General features: G+C 36.1%; 10 protein-coding genes. 2 read left to right on the top strand and 8 right to left on the bottom strand.

Annotated features, from left to right (window positions below):
- Nucleotides 1–17: 17 nt before the first annotated feature.
- Together ACNQGH_RS03170 and dinB are read right to left on the bottom strand one after the other, a co-directional pair.
- Nucleotides 18–3,110, bottom strand: coding sequence for a DNA polymerase III subunit alpha (locus tag ACNQGH_RS03170; RefSeq protein WP_417954533.1), 3,093 nt, complete (start codon nucleotides 3,108–3,110; stop codon nucleotides 18–20).
- Nucleotides 3,111–3,113: 3 nt separating this feature from the next.
- Entirely contained in the window at nucleotides 3,114–4,295 is a 1,182-nt protein-coding gene (gene dinB, locus ACNQGH_RS03175; protein WP_417954534.1) for a DNA polymerase IV, read from the bottom strand.
- Between the two features lie 87 nt (nucleotides 4,296–4,382).
- On the opposite strand from dinB, the gene ACNQGH_RS03180 reads away from it, so the two are divergent.
- Nucleotides 4,383–5,147, top strand: a complete 765-nt coding sequence (locus ACNQGH_RS03180; protein ID WP_417954535.1) for an XRE family transcriptional regulator — start codon at nucleotides 4,383–4,385, stop codon at nucleotides 5,145–5,147.
- Nucleotides 5,148–5,362: 215 nt separating this feature from the next.
- Here ACNQGH_RS03180 and ACNQGH_RS03185 read toward each other — a convergent pair whose 3' ends face one another.
- Nucleotides 5,363–6,304, bottom strand: coding sequence for a hypothetical protein (locus ACNQGH_RS03185; RefSeq protein WP_417954536.1), 942 nt, complete (start codon nucleotides 6,302–6,304; stop codon nucleotides 5,363–5,365).
- Between the two features lie 107 nt (nucleotides 6,305–6,411).
- Nucleotides 6,412–6,981 (bottom strand): hypothetical protein, encoded by a 570-nt coding sequence (locus ACNQGH_RS03190; RefSeq protein WP_417954537.1) that lies wholly within the window; start codon nucleotides 6,979–6,981, stop codon nucleotides 6,412–6,414.
- A gap of 265 nt (nucleotides 6,982–7,246) precedes the next feature.
- Here ACNQGH_RS03190 and ACNQGH_RS03195 point away from each other — a divergent pair, with 265 nt between their 5' ends.
- Entirely contained in the window at nucleotides 7,247–12,577 is a 5,331-nt protein-coding gene (locus ACNQGH_RS03195) for a CHAT domain-containing protein (RefSeq protein ID WP_417954538.1), read from the top strand.
- A gap of 211 nt (nucleotides 12,578–12,788) precedes the next feature.
- On the opposite strand, the gene ACNQGH_RS03200 is transcribed toward ACNQGH_RS03195, so the two are convergent.
- The 4 genes from ACNQGH_RS03200 to ACNQGH_RS03215 form a co-directional block, all read right to left on the bottom strand.
- Nucleotides 12,789–13,277 (bottom strand): TIR domain-containing protein, encoded by a 489-nt coding sequence (locus ACNQGH_RS03200; RefSeq protein WP_417954539.1) that lies wholly within the window; start codon nucleotides 13,275–13,277, stop codon nucleotides 12,789–12,791.
- Nucleotides 13,278–13,379: 102 nt separating this feature from the next.
- A complete protein-coding gene (locus ACNQGH_RS03205; RefSeq protein ID WP_417954540.1) occupies nucleotides 13,380–14,288 on the bottom strand; it encodes an N-acetylmuramoyl-L-alanine amidase in 909 nt (302 codons plus the stop codon).
- 34 nt (nucleotides 14,289–14,322) lie between these two features.
- On the bottom strand, nucleotides 14,323–15,606 hold the full coding sequence (locus ACNQGH_RS03210) for a TIR domain-containing protein (RefSeq protein WP_417954541.1): 1,284 nt from the start codon (nucleotides 15,604–15,606) through the stop codon (nucleotides 14,323–14,325).
- Nucleotides 15,607–15,706: 100 nt separating this feature from the next.
- On the bottom strand, nucleotides 15,707–16,993 hold the full coding sequence (locus ACNQGH_RS03215; RefSeq protein WP_417954542.1) for a TRAFs-binding domain-containing protein: 1,287 nt from the start codon (nucleotides 16,991–16,993) through the stop codon (nucleotides 15,707–15,709).
- Nucleotides 16,994–16,998: the final 5 nt, after the last annotated feature.

Below are 16,998 nucleotides of genomic sequence, written 5' to 3' on the forward strand. Positions count from 1 at the left end.
GGTCAAAGCGCTATGTATCAAGTCTTAAATGGTTCGCCTGCCTCTTTTTTTGCGCTCAGCTCCATTTTCTGTCTCGGCAGGTTAATTTCATGTTCCTGTGGATAAGGTGCGCGATGTGTCATGCTTACATCTTCTCTGATCTGTTGATGAACCTTATATTGCCTGTCAGTTGTGTTGGAATAACGGGGATCAGGGATAAAAGGCATTTTAGCCATTTTGGTAACGGTAAGCGTTGGGAAGTGATAATCTACTGCTACATTCCCAAGGAGTAGGTAGCATCCGCCGCCTTGGAAAGGATATTTTTCCAGGCTGTTTGTAAAATGTGCGGTATCAAAATATTCTCCTTCATGATCAATCCAGGTTCCGAAATACATGGCTCCCATTTTGGTAGGCACGTGTTTTCTGGAAATAAGATAGGCCAGCATCTTCACCGTCTTTTTATGGTTGCTTAATAAGTCTTTTGCCATTACGTGTCCACGATATTTTGTCTGCAATAAATCGAATGGAGAGCAGGAGACCGGAAAACTCAGCAGCTCAATTTCATCAAAAGCATCTTCAAAGGCAGAGCGCTCGAGCACAGGTAACTTGTACTCTTTGACCGGTTCCTGAAGGAGCATCAGGTTTCTGTTTTCGGGTTTGAAATTGACCATAATTAGTCTGGCAACCACCAGCAATTGGTTTTTTGTTTTACCAGTAAAGCGGAAGGCTCCGATAAAAATCAAAATCTGTATGCCTTCAATACCTATTGGAATGCGGTTGATGAAATCTTCGAGGGATTTAAATTCGCCGTGCTGCTCCCGCTCTATAACTATGCCATGTGCTATTTTAGTTTCCAACCCTTCCAGGTGCATCAAGCCAAGATAGACGTCAATACCATATAGGGTAGTTTCGTATTCACTCTTGTTGACACAGGGATTGTGTAGGATTGCTCCAGACATCCGTGCCTCGTGAATGTATACTTCGGTACGGTAAAATCCTCCCTGGTTATTGATGACAGCTACCATGAATTCAATAGGATAATATACCTTGAGGTAGAGACTTTGATAACTTTCGACAGCATAAGAAGCAGAGTGTGCCTTACAGAACGAGTACCCAGCGAAGGATTCGATCTGACGGTATATTTCTTCGCTTAGTTTTACCGGATGGCCTTTTTGTGCACAGGAGGCAAAGAAGTTATCCTTTACTTTTTGCAATGCTGCTTTGGAGCGACCCTTTCCGCTCATGGCACGGCGCAGAATATCACCGTCAGCAGCGGGAAGTCCTCCATAATGCAAAGCAATCTTGATCACATCTTCCTGATATACCATAATGCCATAGGTTTCTCCAAGTTGTTCTTTAAATACCTCATGGAAGTATTCGAACTTGTCGGGATGGTTGTGCCGGAAAATATATTCTTTCATCATTCCGGACTGTGCCACACCCGGACGTATAATCGAGGAAGCTGCGACAAGCGTTTTATAATTGTCGCATTTGAGACGGCGCAATAATCCACGCATGGCCGGGCTTTCGATATAGAAACAGCCGATGGTTTTACCACGTTCTAAAAATGTATTGGCTTTGATCTCATCTTTGGATAGCGATGTATTGCGGATATCTACCTTAATGCCACGGTTTTTTTTAATCAGCTTCACACTGTCATCGATGTGACCAATACCGCGCTGGCTAAGGATGTCGAATTTTTCAAAACCAATGTCTTCGGCAATATGCATATCAAAGAGAACAATCGGAAAACCTTTTGGAGGCATTTCCAACACGGTGTAATTCGTAATAGGTTCTTCGGAAATCAATATACCACAGGAATGCATGCTACGCTGGTTGGGGTATTTTTCAAGCATCATACCGTATTGCTGGACATACTTTACAATGGTATTGGTATCATGCAGCGCCATTGGGTTTTTAGCCAGCAAATCCAATTCTTCCTTGGGTAAGCCAAATACTTTTCCAACTTCCCGAAATATCGAGCGGTATTTGAATTCGACATTTGTTCCGCAAAAAGCTACATGATCAGCACCGTAGCGGTTGAAAATATATTCGAGTATAATGTCACGTTCTTTCCAGGACCAGTCGATGTCAAAATCGGGAGGGCTTTTACGATTCAGGTTCAGAAAACGCTCAAAATACAGATCCAATTCGATAGGGCAGATGTCAGTAATACCTAGGCAATAACTCACGATACTGTTGGCACCACTGCCACGTCCAATATGTAGAAACCCCCGACTATTGCTATAGCGGATGATATCCCAGGTTATTAAAAAATAGCCACTGAATTCCAATTCATCAATAACTTTCAATTCCTTTTCAATTCGGGCTTTTGCCTGAGGGTTATTACTGCCGTATCTCCAGACAAGTCCCTGGTGTGCAAGGCTTGTAAGCAAAGCCATATCACTCTTCCTACTGTTGGTATAATACTTTTTATTTTTTGGGGTTTTGAAATCGAATTCGAAATTACATTCCTGAATTATTTTTTCGGTGTTCGCCACTATCCCAGGAAACTCGCTATAGGTTGCGAGAAGTTCTTCCAAAGGTTGCATCACCTCGGAAATTTTACAATAATCATCCTCAGTAAGTTTGGATAAAATGATGTTAGTATCAATAGCCCGCAGAATCTTATGCAAATTGAACTCCTTTTTTGTACGGAATGTTACCGGTTGCAGGATGGTCATTTTATGCTGTTTGTTTTTCCATTCCTGCAGGTACAATTTAGGAAGCTGTTCCGGACGAATACCGATGTATTCGTTTTCTTTCAAAACCGCTGGTACATTTTCAAATGGATAAATTATAAAAACAGCATTAAATTCAGGTGCTTCCAAAGGCAATGAAGTACCATCAAAATTATGTTTGGTAAGGAAACGGTTCATTTCTGAAAGCCCTTTTGCATTTTTGGCGAGCCCAATATAATGAAGCTGACTGCCAGTACGGAATTCCATACCCACCAGTGGTTTTATGCCAACTTCGTTACATGCCTTTATAAAATCATAAATACCGGTAACGGTATTGATGTCTGTCAATGCCATAGCCTTCACATTGGATGCGAGAGCCTGCTGTACCAGGTCGATGAGCGGTATGGTACCGTAGCGTAAGGAATGAAAGGAATGACAGTTGAGGTACATGGATTAGTTTTTACGTTTTAAAATTGCTGCTTTGTTATTGGGTTTGAACGTGGCACCAGCGCAGCGCATCACAGCGTCAAAACCGAAACGGTCCTTCATCCTGTCCATTGCCTGGTATAATGAGAGCATTTCTTCAGTGTCCTCAAACATATTAATTTGATACGTGCCTCGGACGAGTCCGCTGAAGCGTATTCCTATCAGTCGGAGTCGCATGCGGCGCTGGTATAGTTTATCAAATAAGTCGGTAATATTCTTTGTCAGGATATGATCGGCTGAGGTATAGGGTACTTTGCATTGTTTGGTTTCGGTATCGAAATTGGCATACCGAATTTTTATTACAACAGTTGAGGTCAGCCACTGTTCCGAACGCAGCTGAAAAGCTAATTTTTCCACCATACCTATAAGCACTGATTTCAGTTTTTGAATGTCGATGGTATCCTGATCAAAAGTATGTTCCGTTGAAATTGATTTCCGTTCGGTATAAGGTTCCACGGGATTATTATCTATTCCGTTGGCCTTCTTCCATATTTCGATGCCGTTCTTGCCAATCATCCGTTGTAATACTTCCGCAGGCATTTCTGAAAGTGTCTGAATCGTACGGATACCGATTCGGGAAAGCAGCTGAAATGTTACCTCACCCACCATAGGGATTTTTTGAATGGACAGTGGATTTAGGAATTGCTTTACCTTATTTTCAGGTATTTCCAGGTTTCCTTTGGGTTTGGCTTCACCGGTACCAATTTTGGAAACCGTTTTGTTAACCGATAAGGCAAAGCTTATAGGCAAACCGGTTTCTTTGGTAACGGATTGTGCCAGCTCGTTGGTCCATTTATAGCCCCCGTAAAATTTATCCATGCCGGTAATATCAAGATAAAATTCATCGATACTGGCCTTTTCCATTATCGGTGCTTTCTCCTGGATTACTTCGGTAACGTCATGCGATAGTCTGGAGTACAGTTCCATATCGCCTTTCATCACTTTTGCCTGTGGGCAGAGGCGGAGTGCCATTTTAATAGGCATAGCCGAACGTACCCCGAACGTACGGGCTTCATAAGAGCAAGAAGCGACTACACCACGGTCACCGCCACCAATAATCAAAGGTATTCCTTCTAGTTTTGAATTACCCAGTCTTTCACAGGAAACAAAAAAAGTATCTAAATCCATATGTACAATTGCTCTTTCCATAATCATCTTCTTTTATACATTACAAAATTAGTACAGATTGTAACAAAATTGATTATATTTGCTGTTACAAATTGTAACAAAATCAACATGTCTTTATTTTCCGACAACATCAGAAACCTTAGGGTAAAAAAGAAAATTTCACAGGAAAAGCTTGCGGAGTCACTAGCCATAACAAGAGGTAGGTATGTCAAATATGAAGACGGGACTTCGGAAGCTCCTTATGAAATACTGAAGAAAATATCTCATTATTACCACATCAGTATTGACCTGTTACTTTCTGTGGATGTGCGAAAAATACCGATGGATGATTTGTTGAAATTGGAAGGTAACAGGTTGGTGTTGCCGATCACTGTTGATAAGGATGGAGAAAATTTTATTGAAGTGGTGACTCAAAAAGTCAAGGCAGGCTATTTAAATGGTTATGCAGACCCCGAATATATCGAAAATTTGCAACAAATCTCCTTACCCTTTTTAGGACCTGGAAAACACCGCGGCTTTCCCGTGGAAGGAGACTCGATGCCGCCACACGAAGATGGCTCAATTATCGTTGGGCGTTATATTGAAAAGTTGGGAGACGTTAAGGATGGGAGGACTTATATACTAATAACTAAAAACGAAGGTATGGTGTATAAGAGATTGAATAAAAATAAGAAAAATGTACTGGCTGTGGAATCAGACAACAGTTTTTACCCCGTTTATGAAGTCAAGGTTTCTGATATTCTTGAAATTTGGGAATTTGTGTGTAATATCGGTAGGAGCGATAAGAAACAAGAAATCTCTGAAGTTACAAGTGTAAAAGAAATGTTTTTGGAGTTAAAAAAAGATATTAAAGGCTTGAAGAATAAGTGTTAATGACAATTTTAAAAAACAGTTTTTTATTTAAACATCGTATCTTTAATTAGACACTTTCAACGAAAACTTAGCTGTTTACCTGCAGGCATTATTCGTTGCAGGTACTTATACCTGAATTGTAGACATGTTTAATATAAAAATCAGACAAATTAAATTTTAACATCAAAGTTAGAAATATTTAGAAATATTGAATTTTAATTTTCAATGTTTATGAATTAATCATTTAATAGATCTATTATGTCCGGATGCGCAACAATCATCAGTGAAAAAGTAATAGCTAGTATGATAATAATAGTAATAATAAATTTAAAAAAGTTTTGCGATCTTTTCTTTACACCTTTAAATTCTTCCAAATAACTTCGAATAATATAATAATCTCCGTTTTTAAGGTACATGTTTAAGGCATATTGAAATCGACTGGAAGGCTTGAAATATGTTGCAATATTTTGATTGAAATACATTAAAGCGGGATTTGTAATTTTAGAAGGAAAATAATAATCTGCATCAGGATATTCAGATTTAAATTTTAGTAAGAAAAGCTCCCATTCTGATTGATTGAGTTTAAGGTGCAATAGTAATTTACTTTCTAATTTCATTTTTAATAATTCAGACAATTCCCATATTATACTTTCGGTTAAACCTATCGAAAGGATTATTAGTTGTGCTTCTAATGAGTATTGTTGAAATCGAATTTTCCATTCTTCATTGTCATAATAACTTCTTGCTGCCCCTAGTGTAGGCATATCCTCATTTGGGTCACCTATGGCGATTAGAGGACCCAATATTTTTGTAGCCATTTTAATTTTATCTTCAAGAGTTTGCTCAATCCTTATGATACCATTGCTTGAAGCCAATTCTACCTCTTTATCAGAAATGAAAGAACGGAGATAAAGAACTGGCTTTTTTTTCGAATTGAGTAGTACTTTTTCTATACTCTGTTCTTTTGCTAAATATTGCTTTCCTAATAATATGATCAGATATCCGCAAAAGATTATAAAAGCAGAAAAGTATTGAAAAAAAAGTGCGTAATCTGAAAAAAAAGTAGCTTGCAAAAATTCTGCTTCGACTTTGCTAAAAAGCATAAAACTTGCACTTATAAGCACTACAATTATACCTGAACTAATACACAACCTTCCTTTAATTAGGTTTTTATCCATTTTGATTTGTTTTTAACCTGCTTTACTCCTTTTTGCCGGTACATTTTTTTATTAGGGGAAGTTAATCGTTTTAATAATCGGGGAGATATAAATAAATATTTTTGAAATTAATCTTCTACTGACCAGCTGTAAACAATAGTGCAATCGGAACCTGGTTTTTCTCTGTCTATTTCAGTTTGATCTTCAAACTCAGGTCCAAATCGCTCAAAGGCACTGATAAAACCTAAATCACGATCATTTATTTTAGATAGCACATTGCCAATCATACTAATTGCTTTTTTTGAAATAACTAACCATGGTACAGCTGCTGTTCCTACTACGTTAGTTATCATGCCGAAAGTTTCTCCGGTTAATCCTGTTTCAACATTTTTTAATACTTCATACAAATCTCTTTGTTTGCTCCTTGAATGTCTGACATATAGATGTACATTGAGTTCTCTTGATTTAGGCATTTTTCTACTCATTAAAAATAATCCTTCAGCGCCTTCTTGACTAGTGTCAAAATGATATAAATTGTTGTTGAAAGGACTCAGTTTTATAGGGCCCTGTGGTAAAGTTGTCACAATCATTTTATTATCTTCTGTGGGATGATCAGCTATAACAACAAAATAAATTTGCCATCTTTTTTTTGGTCGATGAATAGTGATACTGTCAATTTCTAAGCGTACTTTGGTCATAGGATTAGTTTTTTAATTAATTCAGGTAATCTCTTTCTTATTAATTTTAATCTATTAAAATTAATAATTTATTTCATTAGTCACCAATTTATTTTTAAAACAGCAGATAGATATTATCAAAGTTCCAATTTCCAATATTAATGTATTTCATTTTTTACTGACCAAATAAATAATAATAAAAAACTTATTAATTGTTAAGTTGGTAAAATATAAATGGCTAACTTGCAGTTAGTTGTGTGTATTTTTAAAAAACAATGCTATTTAAATGGAAAAAATTAAAATTTCAATTAACGGACAAAAACAAGACATAAAGAAGGTTCTTGATAGTGTGCATCCCATGCTTGAATTAAAAGAAAGTATCCTTATATCAAGTAAAATACGAGGTGGAGCCAAATCTGAGCCATTAGAATTGGATATTAAAAATGATATTATTGAACTTGTATTTGATGATGACACAAGATGGCTTGGTCCGCCCGACTTATTGGAAGATTTTTACCCAGGCAGTTATTTACTAAATAGGGATGGGGATTCTTTTGAATTACCATTGGAATTGGAAAACCATGATTCTTCCAGAAATTTGATAGGGAAGATTGGTTTAAAAATATTTAACCTTTTTGCTAAGAAAAAAGTTGGTGATTCCATAGAGATTATTGCAAGCGACCTTGAAATAAAGCAAATGGGGAAGTTGACTGGTCTGGTGAAAATTAACAGGAATTTTGAACTATTGGAACCTGAAGGATTAAAGACATCCGATCCCTTTTTATTGTTTATACATGGCACAAATTCGTCGACAGCCAGCTCCTTTGGTGAACTGACTGGAACAGATTTGTGGAGCCATATTGTTAGCACTTATGGTAATAATGTATTGGGATTTCAGCATGAAACACTGACTAAGAGTCCACTACAAAATGCACTTGATCTGGTTAGACAACTACCAGAAAATTCCATTATTCATATAGTTACCCATTCAAGGGGAGGTTTAGTCGGGGAAATACTTTGTCGCTTTAGCAGCTCTTCAGGAGGAGAGACGGGGTTTACTAAGCAGGAAATTGGTTTCCTGGCAGATGAAGGAAGGGATGATGATGTTTTGTGTATCCGGCAACTTCAGGAAATATATCCTCAAAAAAAAATTATTGTTAAAAAGTTTATACGTGTTGCCTGCCCGACAAGCGGTACCACCCTTTTATCTAAAAGACTGGATCACTTTTTTAATATCAGCTTGAATCTGCTAGGTACTGTTCCAGCATTAGCCGTAAGCCCGGTATATGCCGCAATGAAAAGTTTGCTTATTGCCATAGTTAATCAGAAAAATGATATCAGTGTATTACCTGGTTTAGAAGCTATGAAACCGGACTCCGCATTTATAACAATACTGAATAACCAATCAAGCATTATTTCCATAGGGGAACCTGTTGTAGCTATTTCAGGGAATTGTAAAATGAAACTAAGCCTGAAGGCATTGGTAATCATTGCCAGTAAACTTTTCTATTTAGAAGATAACGATCTCGTAGTTAATACCAGGTCAATGTATAATGGTTCGAAAAGAAGAAATCATCTCCAATACTTTTTTGATGAAGGCACAGATGTGGATCATTTTCATTACTTTAAAAACAAAAAAACAAATAGCGCTATACTTCTTGCATTAAAGTTTACAGGTTCTGGTGCCATAGATGGTTTTACAGATCATTTCAGAGGTACATTAGGGGAGGCAGAAAGAAATGCAGTGCTTGGTTTGGATGGGGGGCAATATTCGACTCCGGAGCCTACTGGAAGGAAACCGATTGTTGTTTTATTGCCGGGAATTATGGGCTCCAGTTTAACCCAAAAAGATGATCTGGTATGGATAAATTATTTAAGATTTCTCACTGGCGGACTCGGCAGGCTTTCTATTACTGAAAATAATATTGAAGCTAAATCGATTATAAAATCTTCCTATAAAAAATTAGGTGATGCATTGCAGAGTGAATATGATGTTGTCATTTTTCCATTCGACTGGAGGATTTCGTTGGAAAAGGCAGCAGGGCAGTTTAATGCCAGAATAAATGAATTACTGAAACTGAAACAACCTATTAAAATTATTGGTCATTCTATGGGCGGGGTTCTGGTGAGAGATTTTATGGTCTTTCATCCCGAGACCTGGAAAAGACTCAATGATTCAACCGGTTTCAGGTTAATATTTCTTGGTTCGCCTTTGGGCGGTTCTTTCCGTATCAACAACGTATTGTTTGGGGAGGATGATATTATTGGAAAACTAAGTAAAATTGATATTGTCCATTCTAAAAAGAAGTTACTTGAAATGTTTTCAGCTTATCCAGGTTTACTTTGCCTGTTACCATTTAACATAGATGCAGACAATGATTTTACCAACATTTCTATCTGGAATAAAATGGCAAAAGCATTTAGTGATGACCCATGGCCAATACCTAATAAATCAGATCTTACGAACTTTAAAGATTACAGGGATAAAATCATCAATGCCAAAACAATTGATTTTAGCAATGCTGTATATATTGCAGGACATTATAAGCATACTCCCTGCGGCTACCGTATAGAAGATACCGCCCGAGGAATAGAATTGACGTTTCTTAGCACCGCAGAAGGTGACCAGAGCGTTACATGGGAAATGGGAATACCAAAGCCAATGATTGCAGCCAATACTGTATATTATGTAAACTATTCGCATGGGAATTTAGCAAATGTTCCTGCTATTTTTGGTGGAATAAAGGAAATACTTGTAAAAGGGAAAACCAATTTATTAAGTAATAACAGACCTGTAATAAGGAGCGATCAAAAAGTATTTAAGAAACCGGAGATAAGTGACTTTGATTTTTCGCCGGAAGGTCTGCAAAATACCATATTGGGGATTTCTGACGAAAGTGAGACTATTTCCAGTGAACTTCCATTACAAATTAAGGTATCCCACGGGGATTTGAAATATGCTTCATTTCCGGTACTGGCGGGACATTTTAAAAACGATAGTATATTATATTCTGAAAATAGGATTAATACTCTTCTAGCAAATCTTTTGAAAGAACAGCACAAGCTAGGTATATATCCCGGAGATATTGGAACTTATGAAATTTTGTTGACACACAACAGTACGGGGTTTGCGGGAGCAATTATTGTAGGATTGGGTGAACCAGATAATTTGACCTCTTTTGAACTGATAAGAACTATAGAACAGAGTATTACGAAGTATTTGCTAAGTATAAATGATGGCCACGATAAAATAAATTCACCTTCAACGGTTACTGAACCTATTGGTATAACTTCCCTTATTATCGCTTGCGGCTACGGTGGCTTATCAATAGAAAGTTCTGTCAATGCAATTTTGCAGGGCATTATTAACGCCAATGCAAAAATTAAAAGCCTATATAAAGAAAAAGGTAAACTAATCGAGCTGGCGGAATTCATTGAGCGCTATGAAGACAAAGCGTTAAGTTGTATGTATTCCGTTCGGAGAATGTGTAAAGAACAGGGAGGTTCTTTCAATATTGCACTTCAGTCTAACCGAATCAAATTACTGGATGGTTCACATAAACAGATGAATGTAAATCAGAGTAGTGAATGGTGGAACAGAATATCAATAACAAAAGTGGAAAATAAGAAAGGCGAAATAAAAGGTATGCGCTTTTCCATTTCAACAGGCGCAGCCCGGGAAGATCTTAGAACGATTTATACCAGTACTGGGATAGTAGAAAATTTAGTAGAAAGTATATCAACAAATAACAATTGGACTGATGAAAAAGCCAGAGCCATTTTTGAATTACTCATCCCAAATGATTTTAAAAGCCGATTAAAAAAACATGGAAATATTACCTGGATACTGGATAAGTATACAGCAAGATTTCCCTGGGAGCTTTTACAGGACAATAATATGGATGCCAAACCTCTTTGCATTAGCGGTGGAATGATACGACAGTTACTTACAAGCGATTCCAGATTAATAATAGAACCTGTTACAGAAAATATTGCATTAGTTATCGGCGATCCTGATCTTAATGGATTTCTCACCCAACTGTCAGGCGCCCGTGCAGAAGCGCAACGTGTAACTGAATTGTTAGGTGAACGCGGTTATAATGTAACCTCTTTGATTAACGAATCTGCCGATACAATCGTTCCTGCGTTGGTAAGTTCCAATTATAAGATAGTTCATCTGGCGGGGCACGGTATTTTTAATTCCGATCCGGACCAACCATCAGGAATGGTAATTGGTGTAAACAATTTTCTGACCACAGCTGAGATTGCCCAGATGAGCGCAACTCCGGAATTAGTATTTGTGAATTGCTGTTTTCTCGGAAAAACAGATGGAGTTGCAGAAGAATTTTTCCGGGAACGTTATAAATTAGCGGCAAGTATTGGCATGCAATTGATAGAGAATGGGGTTAAAGCGGTTATTGTTGCCGGCTGGGCGGTAGATGATACCGCAGCTTTGGCGTTTGCTAAGGAATTTTATACGTATATGCTTGAAGGAAAGTCGTTTGGTGAAGCTGTGAGGTTGTCAAGAGAAAAAATTTACTCACCCAAAAAGAATACCTGGGGAGCTTATCAGTGTTATGGAGATCCTTTTTATGCACTTCGAGAAATAGAGTGGGGTGATAAAGAAAAGGATTATGTGATTTCGGCCCAGGCTGAGATTGAATTGTCGAATCTTCTGAACGATCTTACTATGGGAGAAACAAACACTGAAGCAGCAATAGAAAAGTTAAATGCGATTTCTGCCGAGGTGGACAAACAAGAACTGCGCACTCCACTTATTACAGAATTTGAAGCATTTATTTTTAAATCGTTGAATGATTATGATAATGCCATTAAGAAATTTGAACAATTGCTGGGATCGGAAAACACATCTTATTCTATCGCAGCAATTGAACAATATTGTAATATCAGAGTTAAAAACCTGATCCAAAGAATTGATAAAGAAAATGATCCCAGCTATTTGGAAAAAGAATTTGACAAGGCTATTTCAGATTTGGATGCACTTATACAGTTGAGTCCTTCAACAGAAAGGTATAACTTAAAAGGTAGTGCATATAAAAGAAAAATCAGGATGTATAAAACTATCAATGAAACGAATGCTGTTAACATATTGCAGGAAGCAAGTAAAAACTATTATCTCGCCTATTCAGGAGCCAGAAAAGACAATAGAATATATGCATATACAAACTGGATAACACTGGAAATTATCTTTTGTATTTCCTCAAATTGTGAATGGAGAAAATTTAATATGGATGATGTTACCGTTTCGGGTTTATCATTACAAGTAATAAAGAAGAATTTGCGTGAAATGAAGGAATTTCATTCTAAGAAACCCATTTCAGATCAATATTGGGACAGGATAGTAATCCCCAACATAAAATTGTGCGAGTGGTTATTGACCGCGACGCATAAAGATATTGAAAAAATGCCGGATTTTAAAACCGTAACAGAAAGCTACCGAAATGTATGGAAAATGTTTGGCTCCAAAGAACAAAAGGAATTGGAATTGCAGCATCTAGAACTGCTGACAGATGCAATTAATATTCTTGCTCCCAAAAACTTACTTCTTGAGGCAATAGAAAAGTTGAAAAAGGAGTTAAATAATATATTGGGATAATCGAAAAAAATACATTAACGTTTTTGCAGGAATAATGAAAATGATAAATGGATTAATGACCTCATTATTCCATTTGTTGAAAAATTGGGATGTATTGTCATCGTTAATGAAGAAATGCAGGGTCAGAATCTTTCCGAAGGTGTTCTACAAGAATTAAAGAAAGGAATTAAAATTAATTAGCTACTTCAATTAATTAATCTAGTCATAGATCTTATTGTAAGTCAAAATATTCTTTTGCCTTATCATATGAATTTATTAAAGCTTCTTTAATTCTCACTTCCTGATCTTTAATGGAGTCTTTTTTAAACATAATTTTTACTAATCCATCAATGTTAGCAAATAACTCTATGTCTTTTTCGGCTATTACAATTACGGCGTTTTTGGTTTCATAACCGGAATGACTAGGGATACTATCAAAAGCTCCGAAACAATACCCTAATTCAAATATGACATTTTGCCGGGCTCTTTTTTTATTCTTACTTGTTCTATCATCTCCTGTCAAAACAATAACAACACAATGAACATCATCCCAAATTAAGTTTCTGAAATTCTCTAAAATAACATCTGCATCATATTCTTCAATCAATATGCGTGGTTTAAATCCAAGTTTTTTGACATACTTTTTTATTATTAAATATTGATCAGAATGTCCGTGCATTATAGCTACATTAAATACATCTTTTTCTTCTTTTTCTTTCATAGGAATAGTGTTTGATTTATGTAAGAAGGTGCAACTAAATTTATCCCCTAAAGTTACGAATTAATGTAGATATCTGTTCTTCAATGGATTATTTATTGAATTTTATTTTAATACTAATAACGAACTGTGTATCCATCCAATTTCTTTCTTGCTGCTGCCATCTGGATTAACTACATCTTTTCGCTCATTTACTAAATAGACCTTGTACCAAGAACCGTTGGTTTCAATTAACCCAACTTCATAATCTTTCTTTAGCCTTTTTATAGGGTTATTTTCTCTCGACGGTGAATTTCTAAAGTTGGTGCCGTCTTCTGTAACTTTAAAGATTTTACCAACGTGATCAGTCTTACCAAGTACTATTGTTTTAAAAGTATCCCATGGAAATGCAGGTCCAGGATCAGGCTTTCGAGCAGGTGAAATATCATCGTGACCGATAGCGGTAATAAGTTGATAATGTTGTATTAATAATCTGCTTAGTGTATAAACGGTATCCAATTGTGCTTGTGGAAATTGAAACCAAAGGTGATCATCGGAATCTGTCCAAAATTTATGTTTGTGGCTACCAGCAAACAGTTTTGTGGCAATAGAAGCTGGGTATGTCTTGTAAACAGGCTTCTTATTTTTATTTTGTCCAACATGTCGTCTGTAACTACCGTTGGATAATTTTTCTAAATAGCCCGGATTAACAATTTCTATACCGATAGCATGGTCATTAAACCCTGATATTTTATCCCAAACACTATAACCTGCATGATTGGCCCTTCTGTTAAAAGGTACTAGTTGAGTGATTGTGCCATCCAGATCCACAACAATATGTGCTGCAATCCTGTCTGGGTTGCCCTTATCCTGTGGCGTCATAAACCAATTAACAGCTGCTTCTGAGGTATCACCAGCAGTATAGTGAATGACTAAATATTTAGGAACAATAATATAACGAGAGTTTGGAGAAACCAGTTTATTTATTTTTCCAGAAGTATTATCAGTGACCAACCAATCGTTATCAATTTTCATAATGAATGTTTTTAGTTAATATATAAACGGACTTTTAATTTTTAGCTACCAAATAAATATCTGCACGATCTCCCATATAGTCTTTCATTGTTTTTTCATTCGAAACTTTATTACCATATCCAACACTTAAGACCCGTGCTGGTTCAATTCCGTTTTTGATTAACCAATTTGCAATAGATTTAGCTCGTTTATTACATATTGCTGCAGCATATGCATCAGAATAATAGTGTTTTAACCCTCCAGCAGAGAGATGTTTTTTTTCTAATTCAGTTGTAATAATATCATCCATAAAAATAGACTTTGTTAACCATTGAATAGACATTCTAGTCTCTATTTTAACTTTATGATTTGGATATTGATTTAGAATATCTAATAGATTTTCTAATATAATAGCCCCCTCATTTGGGATGTTAAACTTGTCGAAATCATAAAAAATAGCCAAAGAATAATTTAAATTTGGATTTTGATTATCATCGATTAAATTAGGTTGTTTATATTGCTTATAACATAATTCTCGAAGTTCACTAAACAACTTTTCTCCATTAGAATTTGCTTCATTTGCAATTGAAAAGTAATTTTTGGATTGAGCCTCAAATTTATCAGCTAAAGACTTTGCCCTTTTTTGTCTTATAACAGCTTGCTTTAAGTCTTCTTGTTTATGTCTCAATTCGTCATCAATTTTGTTCAATGAATCTTGCTGAATTACTAGTTTGGCCTGAGATTTACGTAAAGCACCATCACTAACAAACAAATCCTTCTTACTTTTCTCATTTTTATCTTTCATATCTTTAAAGATATAAAGACTAATAATCAAAGAAAGGATAATTAGAAGAACTGCTGAAAGGGCTGAATATTTAATTCGTTTAGATTGCTTCAGATATATAAATGAGTTTTGAATACGTTCCAATAATTTTGTTGACGTTTTGTTTGTAGTCTTAAACTCATCTTTCTCATCAGAAATAGCAATACCTTCAATTTTTGTGAACCAAATTGCATCAAAAATATTTCCTAGATTAACTGGTATTATAACCCTTCTTGTTGTTAGGAAAATATCTATTTCTAGATTAATTGAACTAGATTGCAAGGCTTCATTTGAGGCTAATAAAATAAAGACTGAACTATTCATTATATTAGACTTTAATCTCTTGGGTAATTTCTTTCCAGGATCAGAACCCCATTGATCTAAGTAACAACTATATCCTTTTTTTATAATTTCGGTAGCAAGGTTGGAAGCATAGTTGGAAGCATCTTTCCTAGAGTAGGATATAAAGAAGTCATATCCAAATACTATGCGGTTTAACTTTTCTAAAAATTTCATTTTTACATGTTAATTTATATATTCTTTAAATTTACTGTGTTTTATGAATCTGTTTTTTAGTTATATGTTAATTGAAAAAACAGTATAGTATTCTGTTAAGCTAATCTAAATGCTCAAAAGCATCCAGTACTTGTGATTTTTCATTTTTACCAGCTTGTAATTTCTCTAATAATATCAAAGCTTGTTTTTTGGTAGATTCGTGACTGCCGAAGGACCTGGGCTCCATGAGGATTGCTTCCTCATACATGTTTCTCGCTTCGAGATATTGGCCTTTTATCAAAAAAACTTCTGCAACTGTAGCAGTTTTCCAATAGTTATTTGGATATGGTATAGTTCCAACTATTTTTTGGACTTTATCGGCATACTCATATGCTTTTACTCTATCAGCTGCGGTACCGAGCAGTAAGCTTTTGGAAGCTGCATTGATACCTGTATAAAAATCGTCAGGTGCTTTTTCAAAAGCTTCTGCATAGAGTTTACGAGATTTTTTTAGGTCGCTGATGTCATTAGTGATAACATATCGGTCCATCCATGTTCGGGCATAGATACCGAGCGATTCAGGATCTAAATGGTTCTTATAATTTAAAATAGCCAGGATCTCCTGGGCTTTATCAAGATCATCATTAACCCCTCTGCGGGCCAAGGCTAAGGCTCTTAATTGTTTTGGTCTTAAGGATTTTGGAAACTTTATATCAAGCTGTTCAAGCATATCTATTGCCTCCGAATATTTTTTTAATTTAATCAGCCCATTAGCAGTTTTACAGCCAAGTGCTGCTGAAATTTCCCATGACAACCCTCCAATGCTAAATAGTTCCAAAAGTCTTTCCCATCTTCCATTTCTAATTGATGCATTTACTTGCGCAAATGCCATTTCTGAGGTCTCATCAAGATCATTCGAAAATTTAACTGCTTCTGGACTTAAAGGCAACCCTTCAATAGCATGTAAAAGTCGGATAAGGTCGCCGCCGTTAGGGCCATCAGGATAAGCTGTGAAATCAATAAAGATTCTATTGTCGGCAAAAAGAGGTAAGTTAACCTGATTTATCCGCACCGGTATAAAATGAAAATCTGTGTCTTTGGTTGCTTTTTTTTCCAAAACATAATATTCCTTTTTAACCCAATCTGAATCCCTGGCTTCATTTGACCAAATAAGGATTCCCGCCTGACTTTTTTCAAGAGCATCTTCTAGTTTCTCGATTAACACATCTCCAGCTTTAATTACATATTGGTCTAAAAAAACCTTGTGACCTAATTCTGTAAGTGTGTCATAAAGGTTTAAAACCCAGGGTCGATTAATTGAGCGATAGGAAAGAAATACATTCCAGCTATTTCCATTTATTAAAGGGGCTGGTTTGGGTGCGAACTTCAATAATTCTGGATTAGCCATAACTT

The organism is Flavobacterium kochi (assembly GCF_048286715.1).
Classification (GTDB): domain Bacteria; phylum Bacteroidota; class Bacteroidia; order Flavobacteriales; family Flavobacteriaceae; genus Flavobacterium.

Bases quoted from the DNA above. Each gene is read 5' to 3' on its own strand.
- ACNQGH_RS03170 (WP_417954533.1), bottom strand. From the start codon at position 3,110: ATGTACCTCAACTGTCATTCCTTTCATTCCTTACGCTACGGTACCATA.
- dinB (WP_417954534.1), bottom strand. From the start codon at position 4,295: ATGGAAAGAGCAATTGTACATATGGATTTAGATACTTTTTTTGTTTCC.
- ACNQGH_RS03180 (WP_417954535.1), top strand. From the start codon at position 4,383: ATGTCTTTATTTTCCGACAACATCAGAAACCTTAGGGTAAAAAAGAAA.
- ACNQGH_RS03185 (WP_417954536.1), bottom strand. From the start codon at position 6,304: ATGGATAAAAACCTAATTAAAGGAAGGTTGTGTATTAGTTCAGGTATA.
- ACNQGH_RS03190 (WP_417954537.1), bottom strand. From the start codon at position 6,981: ATGACCAAAGTACGCTTAGAAATTGACAGTATCACTATTCATCGACCA.
- ACNQGH_RS03195 (WP_417954538.1), top strand. From the start codon at position 7,247: ATGGAAAAAATTAAAATTTCAATTAACGGACAAAAACAAGACATAAAG.
- ACNQGH_RS03200 (WP_417954539.1), bottom strand. From the start codon at position 13,277: ATGAAAGAAAAAGAAGAAAAAGATGTATTTAATGTAGCTATAATGCAC.
- ACNQGH_RS03205 (WP_417954540.1), bottom strand. From the start codon at position 14,288: ATGAAAATTGATAACGATTGGTTGGTCACTGATAATACTTCTGGAAAA.
- ACNQGH_RS03210 (WP_417954541.1), bottom strand. From the start codon at position 15,606: ATGAAATTTTTAGAAAAGTTAAACCGCATAGTATTTGGATATGACTTC.
- ACNQGH_RS03215 (WP_417954542.1), bottom strand. From the start codon at position 16,993: ATGGCTAATCCAGAATTATTGAAGTTCGCACCCAAACCAGCCCCTTTA.